Genomic DNA, 24,317 nt, shown 5'->3' with positions numbered 1-24,317 from the left:
ACTGAGATAACTATTACGGATTGAAATTATTGCATTTCATCGATAAAACCCAATAAATTCTGATACTTAAGAAGAATTTATGTTAAAGAAAACGAGCATGCCAACTCTCAGAAGCAGGAACTTCCCAGTGCTCAAGATACTCCCCTTTATTGGTAACCAGATTGTTGAACACAATTGTATTCTTAGAAACTGCTTTTTGCTTTGCCATAGCCTTAAAATCCAATAAACTTTTATAGGCAACAAATTCACCTTGTTTATAGGAAACATTCATTTTATCTAATAAAAGTACATTGTATTTCTTTTCAAGAGCTTGTATAAAATGTACCGAAGCATCTATAGAACAACCTGTAGCTCCTTGGGTAGTTTGATCAAGTGCAATAACAATAAAACGCTTATACTTTATTTCATACCCAGCATTTAAATCATTACCATGTGCGGTCCATGATGTTAGAAAAGTATCAAGATCTAAACTTATTTCTTCCATTTCACTTTCAGAAAATGAACGGCTACATTGATAGATCCAAACTCTTGCGGTTTCGGGTAATGTATTAAATTCTACTAGCAAATTTTATTGTTTTAGTATTATAAATCTTCTGCAGTTGCAATCATTTCAGCAATATCCATTACTTCAACAGCATCTTCCTTTTCTTTGTTCTTAACCCCATCTGTCATCATTGTATTACAAAAAGGACAACCTGCGGCAATAATATCCGGTTTAGTTTCTAAAGCTTGTTCCGTACGTTCTATATTAACATCCTTATCACCTTTCTCTGGTTCCTTGAACATTTGCGCACCACCAGCACCACAACATAGACCTTTTTGCTTACAGTTTTTCATTTCCACAAGCTCTGCGTCCAGTTTTCTAATTAAGTCCCTAGGAGCTTCATATACACCGTTTGCTCTACCTAAATAACATGGATCATGAAATGTAATGCGCTTACCCTTAAAGGTACCGCCTTCCATTGATATTCTTCCTTCGGTAAGTAACTGTTTTAAGAATTGTGTATGGTGAACTACTTCATAATTCCCACCCAACCCAGGATACTCGTTTTTAATCGTATTAAAACAATGTGGACAAGCTGTAACAATCTTCTTTATTTCATAGGCATTTAAAACCTCTATATTTGTTACCGCCTGCATCTGAAACAAGAATTCATTTCCCGCGCGTTTTGCAGGATCTCCGGTACAACTTTCCTCAGTCCCAAGAACTGCAAAAGATACATTTGCCTTGTTCAAAATCTTAACAAAAGCTTTCGTTATCTTCTTTGCTCTATCATCAAAACTACCAGCACAACCTACCCAAAACAAAACTTCTGGTACAGTTCCCGACGCAAAAAACTCTGCCATTGTAGGCACTTTTAATTCACTTGCCATATTTATCTTTAAGATTCTTTACTCCAATTTAAACGGTCCATTTGGTTAAATGGCCAAGGTGCTCCATTATTCTCAATATTACCCATCATGTTATTCAAATCTGTAGGAGCAGCAGATTGTTCCATCACCAAATATTGTCTCATATCCATAATAATAGATAATGGATCAATACTGATTGGGCAAGCTTCAACACAGGCATTACAAGATGTACATGCCCACAATTCTTCTGGAGAGATATAATCGTTTAATAATTGTTTGCCATCATCTTTAAACTCGCCATTATTCTCATCAATTATTTTACCTACTTCCTCTAATCGATCACGTGTATCCATCATTATCTTTCGAGGAGATAATTTTTTTCCAGTTTGATTTGCAGGACACTCACTAGTACAACGACCACATTCGGTACACGTATAGGCGTTCATAAGTTGTATCCAACTCAAATCTTGTACATCAGACGCACCAAACTTATCTGGAACTGCCGCATCTTCCGCAGGTTCAGCATATGGGTCTGCATCAGGATCCATCATCATACGAACTTCATCCGTTACAGATTGTAAATTTTTAAACTGTCCTTTTGGTGTTAGTCTTCCATAGTATGTATTTGGAAACGCCAATAGAATATGTAAATGCTTTGAGTAATATAAGTAGTTTAGAAAAAACAAAATTCCGGCAATATGTGCCCACCATGCTGTACGTTCTATTATTATCAATGTAGATACAGATACGTTCTCAAAAATTGGAGCGATAAAACTACTTATAGGAAATGACCCAGCAGCTACATAATGATCCGCCCCCATTTGTTGCAACTGATAATCTGCCGCATTCATAGTTAAGAACAATAACATTAATACCAATTCTATATAAAGAATTAGATTTCCGTCTTTTTTAGGCCATCCTTCCATTTCTGGCTTAAAGAAACGTTTCAGTTTAATTACGTTTCTTCTAATCCAAAAAATTACAACAGCAACAATAACTAGAAAAGCCAAAATTTCAAAAGATCCTATTAAAAAACTATAGACAGGACCTAAAACAGCAAATAACCTATGGGTTCCAAAAATACCGTCTAAAATTATTTCTAGAACTTCAATATTAATAATGACAAAACCAATATATACTATAATATGTAATGCACCGGCAATTGGGCGTACAACCATTTTAGATTGCCCAAGAGCAATCTTTGCCATGTTTTTCCAACGCTGTGGCTTATTATCAGTTAATGAGGCTTCTTTACCTAAAAATATATTGCGTCTTAACTTTGAAATATTTTTTACAAAAAAACCAACACCTACTATAAGTAGGATTATGAAAATAATATTAGGGAGATATTGCATATAAATTAATCTTCTTTATTCTCTATAGAACTTGCAGCAGGATCATCTTCTGGAACTTCATATTCTTTTTGCTTTTTACCAAAAACTGAAACATTTACATATCTCTTTGGATTTAAACGGAAATCTTGAAGCAGTAAGTCTAATTCTCGTGATGCATTATTTAAATTAGTATACATTTCCTTATCGTTCATTAGTAACCCTAATGTTCCATCACCATTCTCAATTTTCTCTGTTACATTATCTAAACTTGCCATTGTAGATTCTAGACTTGCCAAAGTTCTTCCAAGACCTGCAGAATTTAATGAATCTGAAAGTTTGGTAAAATTAGCAGTAAGCTTTTCAAAATTTTCAAATGAGCTATCTAGCTTTTCCTTATTATTTCCTAAAACGGTATTTAAGGATAAGGCCGTGTTATTTAAATTTGATATTAGAACATTTAAACCTCCAATAACCTCTTTAAGTTCTTTTTTAGTTTTTTCGTCTAAAACAGAGTTAACGTTTACTAGTACAGAATCTGCACCTGAAATGGCAGATTCTACCTTACGGACTAATGGATTTAACTTTTGTTGAGCCAAATCTGTAATACCAGGTCTTGTTTCTGTTCGCAGAGTATCGCCAGATTGAGCCTCTACTTGATCAAAAACAGGTTTAATCTGTAAGCCTTTACCTCCTATAATACCTGTATCGTATAATTCAACGGTACTGCCTTTTGAAAATTTAAAGTCATTGCCAACAGTAAATGTCACCAACAAATTCCCTTTTTTATCTAAAAACTTAATATCGTTTACCTTACCAACACTAAAACCGTTAATAGAAACGGTTGTACCAGATTGTAATCCGCCAACATTTGGGTAAATAGCATAGAACGTTTTACTGTTATCAAAAATTGGGGTCGACTTCAAATAACTGAATCCCATGATGAACAGTAATATGCCACCAATAACAATAATACCTGTTTTTAATTCTCTAGATAGTTTCAAGAAATTATATTTTTAGTATACTCAAAATTATGAATAATATTTACACTTTATGGAGTAAATTCAGAAACCTCGTCTATTGCTACTTGAATTGGAATTCTCTCACCTAATTTATAAGCCACAATATATGCTGACGAGTAACCTTTTTCTTTTGCCTGAGTTTGCATCATTTTAGCCTCTCTAAATGATCTTGTCTCACCATACATATAGCGATATAGATTTTTATATGGTTCTTGAGAAAGATTAGAAAGTCCTTTAAAATTACTTGGATTAAGAGCTACATTTTTACTACTAGCCATTAATTGAATTTTAAAAACAATAGATTTCGCTACTTCATTAGCATCTATAGCTTCTTTCACCTTAACCGCTGGCACTTCCACTACTTCCTTTGCTTCTTCAACTTTAGGCGGAGTATTAGTAACCTCCGGCTTTTTTACTTCAGCAACTTTTTCTTCAACTGCCTCTGTTATCATTTCTTTTTTCTCTTCTTCTTTTTCTACAATTTCTTCCTTAACTGTTGGTGCCTTTGGCTTGGCAACTTTAGTTTCTACATTCTTTATAGTTGGTTTAACACCTTCCTTATAATGTAAAATTGCTTTCGCAATGGCATCGCCCATATCATTCTGCCCTTTTGTAGAATTTAAATAAGCTCCTTCATCTTTATTCGTTAAAAATCCAGTTTCCACTAGTACACTTGGCATAAAAGTTTGATGTAAAACTATAAAACCTGCTTGCTTAACTTTTCTATCCGTTCTTTTAAGTTTGTTTGAAAAATTATCTTGGATCATCGTCGCCAACGCAACACTTTGATCTAAAAACTCCTCCTGCATAATAGTTAGTCCGATAACAGATTCTGGTGAATTAATATCATAATCCGCATATCTGTTTTCGTAATTATCCTCTAAATAGATAACGGAGTTTTCTTTCTTCGCTATCTCAAAATTTTGTTTGTTAGCATGAAGTCCTAATACAAAAGTACCGGCTCCATGAGCATCGGAGGTATGAGAATCGCAATGCACAGAAACGAACAAATCTGCATTTGCTTTATTAGCTACCTCTCCCCTAACGTATAAATCTATGAAAGTATCATCTTTACGTGTATAGATTACTTTAATATCCTTGTTTTTAGAAAGAATCTCACCAACCTTCAAAACTATATTAAGAGCTATTTTTTTCTCTAAATAACCATTACCTAAGTTTCCTGGATCATGACCACCATGCCCCGCATCTAATACAACAATAAAAGGATCATCTGATTTCACTTCTTGTTCAGAAACCGAAAAAGACAGTAGTAATAACGCTGTTATTGAAACTAATGCAATGCTAAAGACTTTTATTTTCATATGTGTTAGGGATTATATCGCCCTTATTATGGTTAAATTTATTGTAAGACCCTATATAGAGATTAAAAAATATATGTAAGTTTGACATCTTAAACAACGGCTCATTGGACCGCCAAACCTTTACAAAAATAGGATATATAGCCTTGCAATCAAACAAACATTACTTACTTTTCCTATTCATGGTTCTTGCCGGTGCTTTTTCTGCTATCGGTCAAGAAGGTAAAATTACGCCTCTTAAAATAACTGCTGAAAGAGATTCAATAATCGCGCCATTATTCCCACCAGAGGCATTAAAAGACTCAACAGCAACAGATTCGCTAGCATCAGATTCTCTCAATCAAAAACAACCTTTGCTATTAGATAAAATTACATATAAAGCAAAGGATTACGTTAAACTAAGCCAGAAAGAAAATAAAATATATCTATACAACGAAGCAGAAATCTATTATCAAGATACCGAACTTAAAGCTGGCATCATCATCATGGACTACATTAAAAATGAAGTTTATGCTGGTAGAATGGTAGATTCTCTAGGTAATTATTCCCAATTACCTTATTTCAAACAAGGTTCAAACATTGTTATTCCAGATTCTATACGATTTAATTTCGATACACAAAAAGCCTTAATTTGGAATTCAAGAACGGAACAACAAGCTGCCGCAGGTGCTTTAGGCAGTGATGCCATGAAGGTATATGCAGAGATTACCAAAAAAGAAAATGATTCTGTTTATTTCTTAAGCGAAGGTAAACTTACCACATCGACAGATACTATAAACCCGGATTATTACATTAGGGTAAGAAAGGCCAAATTCGTACCTAAGAAAAAGGTTATTGCGGGATTCAGTAATTTATATATTGCAGATGTACCTACCCCTATTGCAATGCCTTTTGCTTATTTCCCTCTTTCACAAGGTAGATCTGCTGGTATTTTAATGCCCTCTTTTGGTAACGACCCAGACACTGGCTATTTTCTACAAGATATGGGCTACTATGTACCATTGGGCGATTATGCCGATGTTACACTTTCAGGAGATTTTTATACAAATGGTAGTTATGCCTTCAGAACAGCTTCTATTTATACAAAACGATATAAATATCGAGGTAATGTAAACTTACGATTCGAAAATCAAGTTAACAGTCAAAAAGGTTTTAGCGATTATAGTTTATCGCGTAATTATAATATTCAATTTTCGCATTCACAGGATACTAAATCAAGTCCTAATTCAAGATTTTCAGCATCTGTAAACTTAGGTAGTAGTGAGTATTATAGAAATTCTTTACAACAACGAAATTTACCTAACACACAGAATAATACTTTATCATCTTCAATTTCATACTCAAAAACATTCCCTAATTATCCGTCGGTGAATATGAGTTTAACCGCTACACATTCGCAACTGACTTCAGCAACAGCTACAGAGTCTGACACAGATAATATTACCATGACCTTACCTACTTTTCAAGCAAGTGTAGAGCGTATTTACCCTTTCGTAAAGCGTGATGGCATAAAAAAGGGAATTATAGACAACATCAATTTTCAGTATAGCGTAAATGCCCAAAACAGGCTTACCACCAATGATGAAGATTTTTTAACCAGTAAAATGTTTGATAATGCTCGTGCTGGTGTTAGCCACAGTATACCAGTAGCTACAAACTTTAAAGTAGCTAAATTTTTCAGTGTAAGTGTCGGTGGTAATTATGAAGAGGTTTGGGCTTTAGAGACCTACAACAGAAGTTATGACAATGATTTGGAAGAGGTGGTTATAGATTCCATTAGTGGATTTGACCGTTACAACACCTATAATTTTAGCGCAAGTATTGGTACCACACTGTACGGAACTTTTAACCTCGGAGAAGATAAAAAAATTCAAGCCATAAGGCACACCATGAGACCATCTATAAGCTATGGTTACGCCCCATCTTTTGAACAGTTTTATGATGAGTATTTAGATGAAGATGGAGTTGAAGTACAATACAGTCGTTTTCAAGGGACATTAAATGGAGCGCCATCTTTAGGCAAATCTAACAGCTTAAGTTTTTCATTGGCAAATACTTTAGAAGCAAAGGTAAAAGACAAGGATTCCACTAAAACAGAACCTAAGAAAATATCATTATTAAGCAATTTCAATATTTCAACTGGGTATAATTTTGAATCTGATTCCCTACGCTTAAACCCTTTAAGCATTAATGGTGGTACCAATATTCTTGACAATAAAATGTCGATTAACTTTTCTGCTGGCTTAGACCCTTATGCTATTGATAACAATGGAACCAGAATAAATACTTTCAACATAGATAATGGCGGTAGCCTCTTTAGACTTACAAGAGCAAATGCAAACGTTTCGTACTCTATAAGCAGTGAAATGTTCGGTAAGAAAGATGATAAGAATAGAGACGAAGAAGAAGAGGACCCTTTTGATTATGTAGCTCAAAGTGGTGGTAGAGATGATGATCTTTTTGGTAGGGCAGATGATTTCAATTCTAACCCTGTTAAAAGAGACGAAAAAGATTCTGATGTAGAAAACCCCATTTTCGGAACAAAAATCCCTTGGAACTTTAGATTGGCATATTCAGCAAACTACAGTAACTCTGCGCGACAAAATGAATTTAGCAGTCATTCCCTAATGTTTTCTGGTGATATTGAATTAGCACCAAGATGGTCTGTAGGTGGTTCTTCTGGTTACGATTTTAAAAATCAAGGTTTTACATTAACCCAGCTACGTTTTCAAAGAGATCTAAAAAGTTTTACCATGCGTTTTAACTGGACACCATTTGGAACTTATAAAAGATGGTATTTCTTTATTGGTATAGATTCTTCTATTCTTAAAGATCTTAAATGGGAAAACAGAAGTCAAAACTAATCCCTAAATTTTAAACAACATGAAAAAAGTAATAAATACAGAGAATGCTCCTGCTCCAATAGGACCGTATAATCAAGCAATTTTAAGCAATGGGACTTTATATATTTCAGGTCAAATTCCTTTGAATCCTAAAAGTGGCGAATTAGTTTCTGGAGACATCAAGCTTGAGACCAAACAATCTATGGAAAATTTAAAGGCCATTTTAACCGAAGCTGAAATGACCTTTGAAAATGTTGTTAAGTCGTCTATCTTTCTTAGTGACATGAATCAGTTCACTGAAGTAAACGAAATATATGCTTCTTATTTTAATGCTGAAACAGCACCTGCAAGAGAAACAGTAGAGGTTGCAAATTTACCAAAATTTGTAAATGTTGAAATCTCAATGATCGCTGTAAAATAAGATTTACATGTTGGCACGGTGAAAATCTACAAGACCTTCAATAGGTCTTTGTCTAATAACACCCACTATTAAATCATTTCTAAGTAATACAGATGTTAATTCATCTCTTAGATAATGCGCAATACTACCCACAAAATTGATTGGAACTTTAGTTGCCAATTCAAATTGCATAACATAGTTATTTATAAACTGTTGAAAACCTTTATCAATAACACCTTTAGCATAAGGATGCTCTTTGTTTTCAATCAGAAATCTAGCAAATGTTGCCAAATAAGTATTTGGGTTTGGCTGCTTGTATAAGTTCTCTTTTATAACATCGGCATCCAAATCGTGTTGCTTTGCAAATTTATGAGCTAAATCTGCAGGCATTTTATGGAAATAATAATCACGTATTAATTTACGTCCAAAGAAGTTACCACTACCATCATCCATAGGTATATATCCTAATGATGTAACTTTCTGAAAAAGTTGATTTCCATCATAATAACTACAGTTAGAACCTGTACCTAAAATACAAACGATACCTTGATGACCAACTTTTGTTGTAGCAAATATGGCAGCATAAGTATCTTCTTTAACATCTGCTTTTGCGTTAGGAAAAAAGTCTTTGAAAATGCCTTTCAAAAACAATTTCATACGATCGGTTCCACAACCTGCACCATAAAAGTAAAGGTGAGATACCTTATCTCTATTTTTAGAAAGCTCAAAATTATTTGCAAGGCGATCTTCGATAACATCTTTTGTCAACACTTCTGGACTCAAACCTAAAGTTTGTGTCAAAAAAAGTTGTTCGCCATTTTCATTCAAAGCAATCCAATCTGACTTGGTTGCACCACTATCTACTATTAAAATCATATACCGAATGTCTTTAAAAAATAAACCTGAAAATAAGGAAAAAAAGCCTCATTTTCAGGTATTATCTATGTTATACTAAAATGAAGGTTATAACGTGTTAACGTGCTGAATTAGGTCTACCATTTTATTAGAGAAACCAGCTTCATTATCGTACCAAGAAATTAACTTGAAGAAACTAGAGTTCAATTCGATACAAGCACCAGCATCAAAAATACTAGTTCTAGGGTCACCAATAAAATCTTGAGAAACAACGCTCTCTTCAGTATAACCTAATACACCTTTTAATTCACCCTCAGAAGCTGCTTTAAAAGCTTTTTTAATCTCTTCTAAAGATGTTTCTTTTTTAACTTTTACTGTTAAATCTACTACAGAAACATCTGCAGTTGGCACTCTAAAAGCCATACCAGTAAGTTTTCCTTTCAATGCAGGTATTACTTTAGTTACTGCAACCGCAGCACCTGTAGATGCAGGTATAATATTCAACATTGCACTTCTACCACCTCTCCAGTCTTTTCTAGAAGGACCATCAACTGTCATTTGCGTTGCAGTAGTCGCATGAACTGTTGTCATTAACGCTTCTTCAATACCAAAGTTATCATTAACAACTTTAGCTAAAGGCGCTAAACAGTTTGTAGTACAAGAAGCATTAGAAACGATAGTATCCGTTGCTTTAACATCTTTATGGTTTACACCCACTACGAACATTGGAGCATCTTTAGAAGGAGCAGAAATTACAACTTTTTTAGTACCACCATCAATATGATATTGAGCAGTTTCTAAAGTTGTAAAAATACCAGTACATTCAGCAACAGTATCAGCACCAACTTCATCCCACTTACAGTTCTTAGGATCTCTCTCAGCAGTAATACGAACAATTTTACCGTTTACGATTAAGTGACCATCTTTTACCTCAACAGTACCATCGAACTTACCGTGAACTGAATCATATTTCAATAAGTAAGCTAAGTGCTCAACATCTAATAAATCGTTGATAGCTACTACATCAACATCACCACGTTTTACCGTTGTTCTGAAGACCAATCTACCTATTCTACCGAATCCGTTTATTCCTATTTTCAAATTTGACATTTTCTCTATTTTTATTATTTAATATTATGTAGTCATTATTTCTGAAACTCTAATAAGTTCCTTATCAATCTTAGTATGTCCTTTGATAGCTTTATTAATAGGCGTCAATGTCAGTTTGTTGTCTTGGATACCAACCATTAAGTTAGTTTTCCCCTCTAACAAAGCTTCCACAGCCTTCACTCCCATTCTACTAGCTAGTACACGATCATAACAAGAAGGAGCTCCTCCTCTTTGCATATGCCCTAATACAGATACACGAACATCATAAATTGGTAAATGTTCTTCAACGTATTCTTTAAGTTCAAATACGTTCTTACCAGATTTATCACCTTCCGCAACGATTACGATACTAGAAGACTTACCAGATTCCTTACTTCTCTTCAAAGATTCAAGCAATCTATCTAAACCTAAGTTCTCTTCCGGAATCAGAATTTCTTCCGCACCAGCACCAACACCTGCATTTAATGCAATATGGCCAACATCCCTACCCATAACTTCCACAAAGAAAAGTCTGTTATGAGAACTAGCTGTATCTCTAATTTTATCGATACACTCTACTACCGTATTTAAAGCGGTATCAAAACCTAAGGTAAACGTGGTTCCGAATATATCGTTATCAATAGTACCAGGTATACCTATTACGGGGAAATTGTATTCTCTATTGAATATCATGGCACCAGTAAAACTACCGTCACCTCCAATTACAACAAACGCATCTATACCAGCTTTAAGTAACTGCTCATGCGCTGTTTTTCTACCTTCTGGAGTTCTAAAATCATCGCAACGGGCAGACTTAAGTATAGTACCACCTTTATTAATTATATTATTTACACTACGGGCGTCCATTGGTTTAAAATCGCCCTCTATCATACCTTGATACCCTCTATAGACTCCAACGCAATCCACTTTTAAGTAGGCACATGTACGAACTACTGATCTTATGGCAGCATTCATGCCGGGAGAATCACCTCCTGAAGTCAGTACCGCTATTTTTTTTATTTCTGAAGACATTGAAAAATTTAAGCCAACGAAAGTAAGAAATCTTATGCTAAAAAGGAATAAAGATGAGACTCATTTTAAGAAAAAATCAACGAAAAGGATTTCGTGTTAACACATTCTAACCTAAACTCTTAAAGTTGTTTATTAATTAACAATAATCATGAAATAACCTACTGATTCAATGATTTTGGTTTATCGTAAAAACGAATTAAACTATCATTGCCCATTACAGAAGATGGGGTTTCAATTTCTTTTACAGGTAAGGGCTCCACTTTTTCAATTGGTTTTGTTCCTAATATTTTTTGAAAAAGCTCTCTAAAATTATTAAAATCTACTTCGTAAGACAAACCAGCACCTTGTGTAGACCCTTGCTGATCGGATAAATATGCTTGAATCTCGCTTTGTCTACTAAAGAAATTCGCACTTAAGGTACCTTCTTCATTCAACAAAACTTGTATTTCAAAATCACCTGCAACCAATGTTTCGCTAGATGCACCTACCGGAACCCCTACTTTACCGTTGAATAAAATTCTATCTGAAATCTGTGTTGACACTGTAACACCTATACGGTCATCGGTTTCTATATCTGCAGACCTATCTAGTATTCCCTGTTCATAAGACAATCCAAGATTGAATTTATCATTACCACCACTTAAAATAGAATTTAAGATACTGGAAGCACTTTGCACCAAATTACCCGTAATTGCTTGTTGATTAATTCCACTTTGAGAATTCACGAACGTACCTTGTGCTAATAGAAAAATGGCATTCTTTTCTTCTACTGTTGGATCTTGTAATCTATACTCCAATTCTGATTTCACAATTGAGTTAGTTCCGGGAAAATCAATTCCAAAATCAATATCTGGACTTTGAAGTTGCCCTGTTAAACTTATAATTACATCTGTTGGAATTCTACGTGTAAAACCGGCATCATCAAGTAACGGTGCAGGATTGGCATTTAAAGAATAAACCGCTTCCATATCAAGAATGGCTTCTAAGGGCTTTTGATCCCAATTAATAGTTCCACCAGGTTCCACCTTAAACTTCTTATCTATTATACCACCAAATTTATAATTGAACTCTCCCGTAACAACAACATAATCTCCATACATCTCAAACTTACCGTTGGTATTGATCTGTATCAAAATAATACCAACACCCGTACCTTTTAATGCGCTACCGGTTTTAGTATCTGTTACAATTTCAATTTCAGCATCTGGTGTAACATCAAGGTTAAATTCTAGCTCAAGCCCTTGATAATCTTTTAATTGACGCTGACCTTCAATTCTTTTCTCATCATTCTTTTCTATAAAATTGATAAATGAATAGTCCCCTAAACTAGCCACATCACTTAAAGGAATTTTCAATGAAGTTCCTTTAGCAGTAGCACCATCAACAGTAATATTTAAGGCCGTAGTAGGACCATAAATACGCCCTGTTCCGTTTAAATAACCAGTGCCATAATATAAATCTCCCTCTTTAAATTCGGTATTAAGAATTAAGAATCGATCATTTTTAGTGTCCACATTTAAGTCTAATACCCAATCCTTAAAAAAACTGTGGGTAATGGTTCCGTCTAAATTTGCTCTTGTACCTTTAGCTACATCTTCTAAAGCAATGTTTTCAAAGTCGAATGTCTGATCTTTAAGTATTACCCTAGACCTTGGCGCAAAACCATAATCCACATTCAGATAAGGCACTGCAATACCGGCATTGTCTAAAGTAAGGAGTCCGTTAAAACTAGGGTTATCCACATTACCCTGTATACTTACCCTACCATCTATATCACCTCTAATCCGATCAATAACACCCTCCCCTAATGGGCTAAAGGGTTCTAATCCGAAGTTATTAAAATTGGCAATTAAATTTGCCCTAGGCACGTCTCCTTTATTCTCTACACTACCAACTACACTAAATTTTTCAAGCCCATTGTCTGACAATTGAGAATTAACTTGAAACTCTGACAAATCCTTATTACCAATGATACTTATGGCTAAATCTCCAAGAGGAATATCATTGATGCCAAACTTTTCTATATTCAGATTAGAGGAAGGCAAATATATACCGTCTTTCTGCAAAACATTTAAAGTACCATTGACCTCACCTTGTAGCTTAAGGCTATCAATAACTGGTGTTATTTTATCTAAAGAGACTATTTTAAATTGCAATTGAAGGTCTTTATAGGTGGAATCTGCCAACTGACCTTTCAACCGAATTTGTTCTTTTTCTTCATTATTCATTACAATTTCCTGAATTGTAATACTGTCTAATGCCCTATTTAAAATAACCTTGTTCTTAGTATCACCATCCTTATTTAATACCCATTTATTACCCTTAAAATTAACGTCTGACGTTTTAAGACCAATAACAGACTTGTTGTCTTTATTGAATGTATGGTAGAAATTTAGGTTATAAGAATCATTAAAATTACTACCTCCTTTAAACTCAGATCTAAAGAATAGCGTATCTTTTAAAGTAGTGTTGATAAGGTTAAAATCTTTGAAATTATAATATGGCGTATCTAACTCACCAACAGAAACGAATGTATTAAACAGCGGATTCTTATTATCTATTCTAACCTCAATATTATCTGCGGCAGTACCAAAAGCTTCTATGCTTGGAGATTCGAAATTTAACTTAAAGTCCCCTTCATCAGCAACAATATTTCCTTTTATAAAAGTATTTGGATCGAACCGTACCTCTGGAAAAAATACATCTACGATTTTGTTATAAATTTTAAAATTAAAGGAAAGGCTTTGACCGTCTGAAATTTGAAAAGGCCTATAGTTTGTATAAATACTACCCAATGAGTTTTGCACAAGTTTACCCAATTCGCGTACTTTAAAATTACCTTTCATAAAACCGGTAATTATATCAGGAGAATTAATATTAATTGTCCGTGCACGTTCACTATCAAAACTAGAGGTTACGGCAAAATCTTCAAAATAATAAGTATCATTTACGTTTTGATAACTAGTTTGGGTAAAATTGATATCACCCACAATATTATCTAGCGTAGTACCCGTAATGTCCATACTAACATTTCCTTTAAACACAGAAACGCTATCTTTAATAAAATTCAATTTTTTTAAATCGGCATAATCTACAGATGCAATAAAGTTGAAGTTATTTCTGGCTTCGGCAACATTTGCCAACCCTTTAAAATCGAATTTGAAATTCTCTTCATTACTCACTAAAGAACCATCAAACAACTGGTCTTTAATTATACCAGAAACCCGTAAATCTTGATAATTATAATTATTAAATTCTATAGAGTATATCTGTCCGATTACTTCCGTATTCAACTTCTCTTTAATGAAACCCTTACCTTCTACATTAAAATCTAAAGTAGTTTTTCCTAAATTTTTATTCTCTGTAAAATCACCTAAATCGAAATCTATTAAAGAAATAAAACCTTTGTACGTTGCATTATCAATGTTGTTAAAATCACTCAAAACAATATCGGCATAACTACTACCAACCGCAGTATTCAAGTTTACTTTGGCATCTACAGAAGAGTTTGTTATAAAAGCATTACCACGGATAGTAAACTGCCCTAACTTACTGAAAGAAGATGGCAGTGAATTACCTATTAAGTTAGGTAACAAGGCATTTAATTGATAGTAACTACTGGTTACGTTTTTCATTTCAGCATTTAAGCTGAATGGCTTTTGTTTGCTGAATAAATTTTTAAAATTAAAATCTCCACGTATACCTGTATCATCAGAAAACAAAAAGAGATTATCGGTATTCAAATCATTTAATACTCCGTTTACATTCGCATTAAAAGTTACTTCTTTTCCTTTACCAAATTCATTATAAAGCAAGTTGATTTCGTCAAATGCTACCTTAGACTCCTTAAAATCTGCTACAACATTTACCTTATTCAAAAAGTCTTTAAAATCTTCACGGTTGTAATTAAATACCAGATTACCATCTAAAGCTGAAAGTGGCGTTTTTATCTTCAGAGAATCAAAACGCATTTGCTGTTTCGTGTACTTAAAATTAGTAGCTAACCTATCTACTTTTAGTCCACGGTTACTAAAAAATGACATTTCTTGAATATCTGTTGAAACTTCTGGTCCAAGTATTAAAAAATCTGCGGCATTAATATTTAGACTATCAAAATTTAAAACATTCGTCTTTTCTAAATTCTCATCGATATATTTGAACCTACTTTTTTTAATATCTACATAGGAAGAAGATAATCTAAAAGGCGGAGTACCAGGTGCCCTTGGCTTACCATCATCAAGTTTATCTACAAAGACCTCTAAATTGGTATTCTTTTCTCCAAAATAGGTTTTTAGTTTAAAGTTCAATTCATCTACAGAAATATCACCAAACTCCAAATTACCTTGGGCTAAATTTCCAATACTTAAAATGGAAGTTTTAAGCTCATTTACATAGAAGAGCGTGTCTTTTTTATAATCTTCTATAAAAACACCTTCTAAACCTGTGTTCCAAGAAATTAATGAAACTTTTAAACGGTCTATATTAATATGAGTACCATATTGATCGTTAATTTTTTTCGTAGCAAACTGTGCCAATAAGGTTTGTACCATTGGCAATGAAAAAATGATGGTACCTAAAACACATATCAGCAAAAGCACCAATAATGTTCTAACCAATATTTTTCTCAGTTTTTTGATAGGTCTTTATGTTTTACCTTTGTTATTCAAATTTTATTCCAAAAATGTTGGAACACGAAACAATATATATACTTGCTATAGAATCTTCTTGCGATGACACTTCTGCGGCAATTTTGATGAACGATAAAGTGCTCAGTAATGTTGTGGCTACCCAGGCTATTCATAAAGAATATGGAGGGGTCGTCCCTGAACTGGCTTCAAGAGCACATCAGCAAAATATAGTCCCTGTCGTTCATCAAGCCATAGCCAAAGCAAATATCGATAAAAAACAATTATCAGCCATAGCATTTACTCGCGGACCTGGACTAATGGGATCTTTATTGGTAGGTACTTCATTTGCAAAATCTTTATCGTTAGGTTTAGGCATACCTCTTATTGAAGTTAACCATATGAAAGCCCATATTTTGGCTCATTTTATAAATGATGAAACCATGAAGGCACCTGCATTTCCTTTTTTAGCTTTGACCATTAGTGGTGGGCATACACAAATTGTTCAAGTGAACGATTTCTTTGATATGAAAATCATAGGACAAACCTTAGATGATGCCGTTGGCGAAGCTTTTGACAAGAGCGCAAAAATTTTAGGGCTACCCTACCCTGGCGGACCATTAATAGATAAATATGCCGCAAACGGAGACCCTTTTAAATTTGAGTTTCCTATACCTAATGTCAAAGAATTAGATTTTAGTTTTAGCGGATTAAAAACTAATATTCTTTATTTTATTCAAAGAAACACAAAGGAAAACCCTGATTTTGTCAAAAACAATTTAGAGGATATTTGTGCATCAATTCAATACACCATTATTACCATTTTGATGAAAAAGCTCAAAAAAGCAGTCAAACAAACTGGTATAAAAGAAATTGCAATTGGTGGTGGTGTTTCTGCTAATTCTGGCATTAGAAAAACACTAATAGAAGCCCAGACCAAATATGGTTGGAAAACATACATACCCAAATTTGAATACTGTACAGATAATGCTGCTATGATAGGTATTGTAGGGTATCACAAGTACAAAAACGAATCTTTTTCCGATCAAGATATTACGGCAAAAGCCAGATATGTAATTTCTTGATTTAAACGAAAAATTCTATGCAACTATTTTACAACCCTAACATACAAGCCACCGATACTTCATTCACTTTTGACAGCAATGAAAGTAAGCACATTATTAAAGTACTAAGAAAAAAAAATGGTGATGAATTGTGGATCACCAATGGTAACGGCTATTTGTTTGAAGCTAAAATAATTGATGACCATATAAAGAAGTGTAAGGTTGAGCTCATTTCTTCAAAAAAAACGTATGCTAAATCTCATTGGCTACATATGGTTGTTGCTCCTACAAAAATGAACGATCGTTTTGAATGGTTTTTAGAAAAAGCAACCGAAATAGGTGTAGACGAAATAACTCCTATAATTTGTGATAGGTCTGAGCGTAAAGTATTAAAGTTAGAACGCATGCACAGGGTTTTAGAATCTGCCATGAAACAATCTCTGCAAACATATTTACCCAAATTAAATGAACCAATTAACCTCTCTGATTTTTTAGATAAGCCAGTTACTGGGCTGCAATTTATAGCTCATTGCGAAGATAGCGAGCGTCATGAGTTAAAAAGAAGGGTTGCCGCAGATAAAGATGTCACAATTTTAATTGGTCCGGAAGGTGATTTTTCACCGAATGAAATTAAAAATGCCCTAGCAAAAGGTTATGCACCTGTAGCTATGGGAACTACAAGATTAAGAACAGAAACGGCAGCAATTGTCGCTTGCACAATAGTTGCTTCAATTAATAATGGGTAATCCAAATATGGCATCTATTATTGAACAAATAATCCTTTCTTTTTAAGACCGTCTAATTTTGTAGATTTGACTATGAAAAAAATTGTTTCAACTTTCATCTTTTTCATAGTACTATCAAACTTGCCTATTAAAGCGCAAGAAATAGCAATCTTGAAATATCAAGGTGGCGGTGATTGGTATGCCAACCCTACAGCTTTACCCAATTTAATAAAGTACTGCAATAACAATATTGGCACAACCTTATCCCCTAAACCCGAAACTGTAGAAGTTGGTAATAGCTCAATTTTTCAATACCCGTTTTTACATATGACAGGTCATGGTAATGTTGTGTTCTCAGATGAAGAGTTAGAGAACTTGAGAAACTATCTTCTTTCTGGCGGTTTTTTACACATCGATGATAATTATGGCATGAAACCATATATTACCCGAGAAATAAAAAGACTATTTCCTGAAATAACTTTAGAAGAGTTAGGAGCTGAGCACCCCATTTTTAAAAATAATTATTCTTTCCCAAAGGGATTACCAAAAATTCATGAGCATGATGGCCAACGCCCGCAGGCATTTGCCATTTCCCATAACAATAGAATTGTATTATTATTCACCTCTGAATCGGATTTAGGTGATGGATGGGAAGATCCTACCGTACATAACGACACTCCTGAAATTAGGGAGAAAGCATTACAAATGGGTGCAAATATTATAACCTACGCCTTTAAAAATTAACCAATGACTTCAAAGACAATTTCACAAGGCATTTTACGAGCCATAGGGGTAATAGTAGGTATTGTTATCTTAATTTATTTTCTCTACACCATACAGTCCGTTTTGGCTTATTTAGCCATCGCAGCTGTCGTTGCTTTAATAGGAAGTCCGTTAGTCCGTTTTTTTAGGTTAAAACTTAAATTACCTAATATACTTGCCGTCATCATTACAATGCTTTTAATGGTGGGAATTTTAGCCGGTATTGTCGCACTATTTATTCCATTGTTATCCGAGCAAAGTAAAAATTTATCCTTATTAGACATTGATGAATTACAAACAAGCTTAAACACATTGTATCATCAAATCACTAACTATTTAGGGCTTTCATCACATATTGTTGAAGACGTTATTGATGATGCCGGTCTTGAAAAGAATATTTTAGAAGGATTGGATATTGGTTTTATACCCAACTTTTTAAATTCCTTCTTGAATGTACTAAGTACAGCGAGTATTAGCTTGTTTTCAGTTCTCTTTATCTCATTTTTCTTCTTAAAAGACAGCAAGTTATTTGAACATGGACTTTTAATTTTTATTCCTAAAACAAAAAAGAAAGGAACCACCAATTCTTTAATAAAAATCAATGGACTGCTATCTAGGTATTTTGTTGGTCTGTTGCTTCAAATTTTCATCTTGTTTGTAATCTATACTATTGTGCTTTTAATTGTAGGTATAGAAAATGCGGTTGTAATCGCTTTTCTCTGCGCCCTATTCAACATCATACCGTACATAGGTCCAATTATTGGAGGTGTTATTATGCTAACTCTTACAATGACCAGTAACTTAGGTTCAAACTTCAGTGAAGTTATTCTTCCTAAAACAGGTTATGTTTTTTTAGGTCTTTTATTCGGACAATTGGTAGATAATTTTTTCTCGCAACCATTCATATTCTCTAATAGTGTAAAATCTCATCCTTTAGAAATATTCTTAGTAATTATAATAGCCGGTTTATTGTTTGGTGTTGTAGGTATGATTGTTGCCGTACCTGGTTACACAGCTATTAAGGTGATATTAAAGGAATTTTTATCAGATAACCAGATAGTAAAATCTTTGACCCATAATCTTTAGAGCATTGGTAAATTTTGAAATACTCTCTAGTGAAGTGCAACAGTTTATCGATGATAATCTTAATACGGACATTCATAAAATTCTTTTATCTAAATCGAAATTTACTGATGTATCTTCTAAAGAATTAGTAGAACAAATTGAATCTAAAGTAAAATCGAAATCCAAACTTCCCACTTGGTTTGCCTCAGATAATATATATTACCCCAACAAGCTTAATCTTTCTCAAACTTCCTCTGAGATAACAGCAAATTACAAAGCATCACTTGTAATCGGTAAAACCCTAATTGATATTACCGCTGGTTTTGGTGTTGATTGCTTTGCCTTCAGCAAAAAATTAGATTATGTATTTCATATTGAAAAAAATGATGACTTATCTAAAATCGCCGCTCATAACTTTAAACAGTTGAAAAGAGAAAATATAGAATGTTATTCTTCCGATGGTTTATCATTTCTAAAAAAGAGCAATAGAACTTTTGATTGGATATATATTGATCCGTCTAGAAGAGATAAGGATAATAAAAAAGTATTCTACCTATCTGACTGCGAACCAGATGTTACAACTCATTTGGATTTTTTATTTTCGAAAACTTTAAATATTCTCATTAAAACCGGTCCTTTATTAGATTTAAAAGTGGGTTTAAGAGAATTAAAGAATGTAAAAGAAATTCATATTGTTGCTATTAACAATGACGTAAAGGAAGTTCTTTGGGTAATAGAAAAGGAATATGCCTTAGAACCCATAATTAAAACACTTAATTATAAATCCGACACAGTACAGCAATTCAGTTTTAAATTAAGCGAAGAACAAAATGCCTTAGTTTCTTATTCTCAACCACTGACCTATATATATGAACCAAATGCTGTTATTTTAAAATCTGGCTCTTTTCAATATTTGGGCACAAATTATAATCTTCACAAAATACACCCAAATTCGCACCTTTATACTTCTGATCAATTAATTGATTTTCCTGGACGCATTTTCAAAATGAAAAATACATATGACTATTCTAAGAAATCCTTCAAAAAATCAGGTATAAAAAAAGCAAATGTTACAACTAGAAATTTCCCTGATTCCGTTATTAATATTAGAAAAAAATTAGGTATTAAAGACGGTGGCGAGAACTACCTATTTTGCACTACAAATATTAATGATAATTATGTGATTATTTCTTGTTCGCAAATCTTTTAAACCCTAAAAAAGACCCTTTTAAATCAAAAAACATCTTGCTTTTTTCAAATTTTCGAAAGGAAAAAATCAAATACTACAACGTTATATATTACCTTTTAACGTAATTTTTATCTACATAATCAACTAAAGTTGTTAAAATTTTAACTTGACAATTTGAAAATTTCAATAGCCCTAAATTATTGATACCTTAATGATTACGTATATAAACACAGATTATAACATTTACAATGATCCACAATAGTATTATTAGCTTCATAATTTAACGCTATTGAATTATCGGTATTTGAACTAAAATTGCTATTATTATACCGGATTTTGATTTTTTTAACATTTAACTATTACAATACTAAATTTTAAAAGGTCAAATTCTACACAATTAATTTAAACTAACAAACAACAATGATTATGAGTCAAAAACGTGATTACACGTTGATGAAATCCAGAAAAAGGTCTTCCTTTATTAAGTCTGGGGTTTTATCAATGCTTGTTTGCTTAGGAGCCCAACTGGCCCAAGCAAATGAAGACACAAGTACTTCAAACGAAGTTGAAGTAAAAATGCTTCAATCTACTATTACCGGAACCGTTCTTGATGAGTCTGGACAACCATTACCTGGTGCCAACGTCGTAGAAAAAGGTACTACTAATGGTACACAAACAGATTTTGATGGTAACTATAGCTTAAATGTAAATGATGGTGCTACATTAATTTTCAGCTATATAGGATTTAAAAGCACTGAAATTGCCGTAAACGGCCAATCAAGCGTTAATGCAACTTTAGCTGAAGATGCTGCTGCACTTGATGAAGTTATTGTAACAGGATATTCAACACAAACTAGAGGTGACCTAACTGGTTCTGTAGGTAGTGTAGATGTTTCTGAAGCAACAAAAGCTCCTATCGTAAATGCTGCTGAAGCATTACAAGGTAGAGTTTCGGGTGTAACAATTACAAATAACGGTTCTCCAGGTGCATCTCCTGTAGTAAGAATTAGAGGTTATGGAACAGGTAACAGTAATGACCCATTATATATTATTGATGGTGTACAAACTGATGATGCCAGTATCCTAAATTCTATTAACCCTGCAGATATCGATCAAATGAACGTTTTGAAAGATGGTGCTGCAGCAATATATGGAGCAAGAGCATCTAATGGTGTTGTTATTATTACAACTAAAAGTGGTGGATACAATATGGATTCTGCTAGAGTATCAGTAGATATGTATACTGGATTCTCTCAAGCTACCAATGTTCCTGAACTTTTAAATACTGAGCAACACGGTGAAATGATTTTTCAAAGTTTAAGAAACGACGGTGCTGTACCATCTCACGCTCAATATGGTGATGGTCCAACTCCTGTAGTTCCTGCAACTTTACAAAGAGCTCCTGTTAGCGCTACGGTAAAACCAGGCGGTGGAACAGATTGGTTAGATGAAATTTACAGAACAGCTATTACCCAAAATGCTTCTATTACATTAGAAAATGGTAACGAGCAATCTAAATTTCTTTTCTCTGCTAGTTATTTAAACAGACAAGGTATTCAAATTGCAACTGGTTTTAAAAGAGGTTCTATTCGTTTAAACTCTGAATTTAAAATTGGTGACAAAATCAAAATTGGTGAACACACAAATATTTCTTTTGATAGAAGAAGCGGTGGTCAATCTTGGTTCAACTTTGCAACTAGAATGTCTCCTTTAGTACCTGTTTATGATGATGAAGGAAACTATGCAGGTAACTACAGTAATGATACTGGACTTTCTAATCCAAACAACCCAGTAGCTGAAGCAAACAGACAAGCAGATGATTTCAACAAAACCCTAAGAGTTTTTGGTGATATTTATGCGACTTTAGACATCATTGAAGGTTTACAATTTAAAACATCAATTGGTGGATCTATTAGAGCTTATAATGACAGACGTTTCAGAGCTCTTATTCCAGAATCTTCAGAGCCACTTTCAATAAACACTTTAAGGGAAGCTGATCAAGATTCTTACGAGTGGGTTTGGTCTAACACTTTAAGCTATAACAAGTCTTTTGGCGACCATAACATTAATGCATTGGTAGGTGTTGAAGCAGTTAATGTAACAGGTAAAGGAAAAGAAATAACTAGAACTGATTACTTCTTTGAAACTCCTGAATATTACTTGCTAAGTAATGGTGGTGGTGCTCCAAACGTAGCATATGCTTATGATAACGCATCATCTTTATTTTCATTATTTGGTACTGTAAACTATAACTATAATGGTAAATACTTATTAACTGCAACAGTAAGACAAGATGAGTCTTCTAGATTCTTAGGTGACAACAAGAGTGACATCTTCCCTTCTTTCAGTGCTGGTTGGGTAGTAAGTAATGAAAACTTTTGGCCTACCGATGGCGTAGTTAGCCGTTTAAAGTTTAAAGGATCTTGGGGTCAATTAGGTAACCAAACATTACCTGTAAACAATCCTACAACTAACATCTCTGTTTTGAGTGAACAATATGGTAACTACGGATTTAATGGTAGTGGCGGTGTTTCACAAGGAGCTGTATTAAATGCTGTAGGTAACCCAGATTTAAAATGGGAAACTAGTGAAACAACCAACTTTGGTGTAGAACTTGGTTTCTTTAACAACAAATTAAATCTTGAAGCAGAATACTTTGTTATAAACACTAAAGATTTAATTAACCAAGATGGTAGCTTAATTAGCTCAACTGCAATTGATGCTGCTCCACCTTATGTTAACCTTGGATCAATACAAAACAAAGGTATTGATGCTACTTTAAGTTTCGCAGACCAAACTGAATCAGGTTTTAGATATGGTATTGATGTTAACTTCTCTAGTTATAAAAATGAAGTTACTGAGTTGATTAATGCTTTCCAACCAGGTTTTGGTGGATTTAGAACTACCGGTACAGTAACAAGAACTCAAGAAGGTGAGCCACTTTCTTCTTTCTACGGTAGAGTTGTTGAAGGAATTTTCGCAACAGAAGCTGAAGTTAGTGCTAGTGCTGATCAAGGATTTGCAACTGCAGCTGACGGTGTAGGTAGATTCAAATACAGTGACATCAATGGTGATAACGTTATTAATGATGACGATAGAACTTTCATAGGAAGTCCACACCCAGATTTCACTTATGGTTTCAACTTAACTATGGGCTATAAAGGTTTTGATATGTCTGCCTTCTTACAAGGTTCTCAAGGAAATGAAATCTTTAACAATGATAAAGTTTATACAGATTTTCCAACATTCTTTAATGCTAACAGAAGTACAAGAGTATTAGATTCTTGGACTCCAGATAACTTAGATGCATCTTTACCTGCACTAAGTGCTAGTATTACTAACAACGAAGGAAACTCTAACTCTTTCTTCGTAGAAGATGGTTCTTACATGAGATTAAAAAACCTTCAAATTGGTTATACTTTTGATGAGCAAGTTTCTGCTTTATTAGGTATGGATAGTGTTCGTTTTTATCTTCAAGGAACCAACTTGCTTACTATAACTGGTTATGATGGGGTTGACCCAGAATTACAACCAAGATTTAGTGATAATGGAGCAATAGACAACTTAACAATAGGTGTATCTGATAACAACTATCCTTTAGCCTCAATTTACTCTTTAGGAGTTAATTTAAAATTTTAAAAAA

General features: G+C 33.8%; 17 protein-coding genes. 8 read left to right on the top strand and 9 right to left on the bottom strand.

Features of this window, described 5'->3' with window-relative positions; genetic code table 11:
* Positions 1-82: 82 nt before the first annotated feature.
* Genes P178_RS0112185 through P178_RS0112165 form a run of 5 tightly spaced genes read right to left on the bottom strand, consistent with a single transcriptional unit; the run spans position 83 to position 5,028 of the window.
* Positions 83-565, bottom strand: a complete 483-nt coding sequence (locus tag P178_RS0112185) for a hypothetical protein (protein WP_027066477.1) — start codon at positions 563-565, stop codon at positions 83-85.
* 17 nt (positions 566-582) lie between these two features.
* Positions 583-1,374 (bottom strand): (Fe-S)-binding protein, encoded by a 792-nt coding sequence (locus P178_RS0112180; RefSeq protein ID WP_027066476.1) that lies wholly within the window; start codon positions 1,372-1,374, stop codon positions 583-585.
* A gap of 8 nt (positions 1,375-1,382) precedes the next feature.
* Positions 1,383-2,708: a (Fe-S)-binding protein gene (locus P178_RS0112175; protein ID WP_027066475.1), complete on the bottom strand. Its 1,326-nt coding sequence runs from the start codon at positions 2,706-2,708 to the stop codon at positions 1,383-1,385.
* 5 nt (positions 2,709-2,713) lie between these two features.
* Complete coding sequence (locus P178_RS0112170) at positions 2,714-3,688, bottom strand: MlaD family protein (protein WP_027066474.1); 975 nt, start codon at positions 3,686-3,688, stop codon at positions 2,714-2,716.
* 47 nt (positions 3,689-3,735) lie between these two features.
* Positions 3,736-5,028 (bottom strand): N-acetylmuramoyl-L-alanine amidase, encoded by a 1,293-nt coding sequence (locus tag P178_RS0112165; RefSeq protein ID WP_027066473.1) that lies wholly within the window; start codon positions 5,026-5,028, stop codon positions 3,736-3,738.
* A 179-nt stretch (positions 5,029-5,207) separates the two neighbouring features.
* Here P178_RS0112165 and P178_RS0112160 point away from each other — a divergent pair, with 179 nt between their 5' ends.
* Together P178_RS0112160 and P178_RS0112155 are read left to right on the top strand one after the other, a co-directional pair.
* Positions 5,208-7,889: a putative LPS assembly protein LptD gene (locus P178_RS0112160; RefSeq protein ID WP_027066472.1), complete on the top strand. Its 2,682-nt coding sequence runs from the start codon at positions 5,208-5,210 to the stop codon at positions 7,887-7,889.
* A gap of 19 nt (positions 7,890-7,908) precedes the next feature.
* Entirely contained in the window at positions 7,909-8,289 is a 381-nt protein-coding gene (locus P178_RS0112155; RefSeq protein ID WP_027066471.1) for a RidA family protein, read from the top strand.
* A 3-nt stretch (positions 8,290-8,292) separates the two neighbouring features.
* On the opposite strand, the gene P178_RS0112150 is transcribed toward P178_RS0112155, so the two are convergent.
* The 4 genes from P178_RS0112150 to P178_RS0112135 all read right to left on the bottom strand — a co-directional run bounded on the left by P178_RS0112150 (position 8,293) and on the right by P178_RS0112135 (position 15,794).
* Positions 8,293-9,144 (bottom strand): N-acetylglucosamine kinase, encoded by an 852-nt coding sequence (locus P178_RS0112150; RefSeq protein WP_027066470.1) that lies wholly within the window; start codon positions 9,142-9,144, stop codon positions 8,293-8,295.
* An 87-nt stretch (positions 9,145-9,231) separates the two neighbouring features.
* Positions 9,232-10,233: a type I glyceraldehyde-3-phosphate dehydrogenase gene (gene gap / locus P178_RS0112145; RefSeq protein ID WP_027066469.1), complete on the bottom strand. Its 1,002-nt coding sequence runs from the start codon at positions 10,231-10,233 to the stop codon at positions 9,232-9,234.
* Between the two features lie 24 nt (positions 10,234-10,257).
* Entirely contained in the window at positions 10,258-11,244 is a 987-nt protein-coding gene (gene pfkA, locus P178_RS0112140) for a 6-phosphofructokinase (RefSeq protein ID WP_027066468.1), read from the bottom strand.
* 158 nt (positions 11,245-11,402) lie between these two features.
* The gene (locus tag P178_RS0112135) at positions 11,403-15,794 is read right to left on the bottom strand and encodes a translocation/assembly module TamB domain-containing protein (RefSeq protein ID WP_051638288.1); all 4,392 of its coding nucleotides are present in this window, start codon (positions 15,792-15,794) and stop codon (positions 11,403-11,405) included.
* A gap of 131 nt (positions 15,795-15,925) precedes the next feature.
* Between P178_RS0112135 and tsaD the strand changes: the two genes are divergently transcribed.
* The 6 genes from tsaD (at position 15,926) to P178_RS0112105 (ending at position 24,313) form a co-directional block, all read left to right on the top strand.
* A complete protein-coding gene (tsaD, locus tag P178_RS0112130) occupies positions 15,926-16,954 on the top strand; it encodes a tRNA (adenosine(37)-N6)-threonylcarbamoyltransferase complex transferase subunit TsaD (RefSeq protein WP_027066466.1) in 1,029 nt (342 codons plus the stop codon).
* 17 nt (positions 16,955-16,971) lie between these two features.
* On the top strand, positions 16,972-17,679 hold the full coding sequence (locus tag P178_RS0112125; RefSeq protein WP_027066465.1) for a 16S rRNA (uracil(1498)-N(3))-methyltransferase: 708 nt from the start codon (positions 16,972-16,974) through the stop codon (positions 17,677-17,679).
* 72 nt (positions 17,680-17,751) lie between these two features.
* A complete protein-coding gene (locus P178_RS0112120; protein WP_027066464.1) occupies positions 17,752-18,402 on the top strand; it encodes a DUF4159 domain-containing protein in 651 nt (216 codons plus the stop codon).
* A gap of 3 nt (positions 18,403-18,405) precedes the next feature.
* Entirely contained in the window at positions 18,406-19,506 is a 1,101-nt protein-coding gene (locus P178_RS0112115) for an AI-2E family transporter (RefSeq protein WP_027066463.1), read from the top strand.
* A gap of 4 nt (positions 19,507-19,510) precedes the next feature.
* A complete protein-coding gene (locus P178_RS0112110) occupies positions 19,511-20,695 on the top strand; it encodes a THUMP-like domain-containing protein (protein WP_027066462.1) in 1,185 nt (394 codons plus the stop codon).
* A gap of 405 nt (positions 20,696-21,100) precedes the next feature.
* A complete protein-coding gene (locus P178_RS0112105; protein WP_027066461.1) occupies positions 21,101-24,313 on the top strand; it encodes a SusC/RagA family TonB-linked outer membrane protein in 3,213 nt (1,070 codons plus the stop codon).
* Positions 24,314-24,317: the final 4 nt, after the last annotated feature.

The sequence above is a fragment of the Maribacter sp. Hel_I_7 genome (assembly GCF_000688315.1).
Classification (GTDB): domain Bacteria; phylum Bacteroidota; class Bacteroidia; order Flavobacteriales; family Flavobacteriaceae; genus Maribacter; species Maribacter stanieri.
The sequence above is the reverse complement of the archived record's forward strand: the minus strand, read 5'-3'. Positions and strand labels throughout refer to the sequence as shown.

Coding starts and splice junctions, on each gene's coding strand:
- P178_RS0112120 (WP_027066464.1), top strand. CDS start 17,752: ATGAAAAAAATTGTTTCAACTTTCATCTTTTTCATAGTACTATCAAAC.
- P178_RS0112180 (WP_027066476.1), bottom strand. CDS start 1,374: ATGGCAAGTGAATTAAAAGTGCCTACAATGGCAGAGTTTTTTGCGTCG.
- P178_RS0112115 (WP_027066463.1), top strand. CDS start 18,406: ATGACTTCAAAGACAATTTCACAAGGCATTTTACGAGCCATAGGGGTA.
- P178_RS0112135 (WP_051638288.1), bottom strand. CDS start 15,794: ATGGTACAAACCTTATTGGCACAGTTTGCTACGAAAAAAATTAACGAT.
- tsaD (WP_027066466.1), top strand. CDS start 15,926: ATGTTGGAACACGAAACAATATATATACTTGCTATAGAATCTTCTTGC.
- P178_RS0112160 (WP_027066472.1), top strand. CDS start 5,208: ATGGTTCTTGCCGGTGCTTTTTCTGCTATCGGTCAAGAAGGTAAAATT.
- P178_RS0112150 (WP_027066470.1), bottom strand. CDS start 9,144: ATGATTTTAATAGTAGATAGTGGTGCAACCAAGTCAGATTGGATTGCT.
- P178_RS0112175 (WP_027066475.1), bottom strand. CDS start 2,708: ATGCAATATCTCCCTAATATTATTTTCATAATCCTACTTATAGTAGGT.
- gap (WP_027066469.1), bottom strand. CDS start 10,233: ATGTCAAATTTGAAAATAGGAATAAACGGATTCGGTAGAATAGGTAGA.
- pfkA (WP_027066468.1), bottom strand. CDS start 11,244: ATGTCTTCAGAAATAAAAAAAATAGCGGTACTGACTTCAGGAGGTGAT.
- P178_RS0112125 (WP_027066465.1), top strand. CDS start 16,972: ATGCAACTATTTTACAACCCTAACATACAAGCCACCGATACTTCATTC.
- P178_RS0112105 (WP_027066461.1), top strand. CDS start 21,101: ATGAGTCAAAAACGTGATTACACGTTGATGAAATCCAGAAAAAGGTCT.
- P178_RS0112155 (WP_027066471.1), top strand. CDS start 7,909: ATGAAAAAAGTAATAAATACAGAGAATGCTCCTGCTCCAATAGGACCG.
- P178_RS0112165 (WP_027066473.1), bottom strand. CDS start 5,028: ATGAAAATAAAAGTCTTTAGCATTGCATTAGTTTCAATAACAGCGTTA.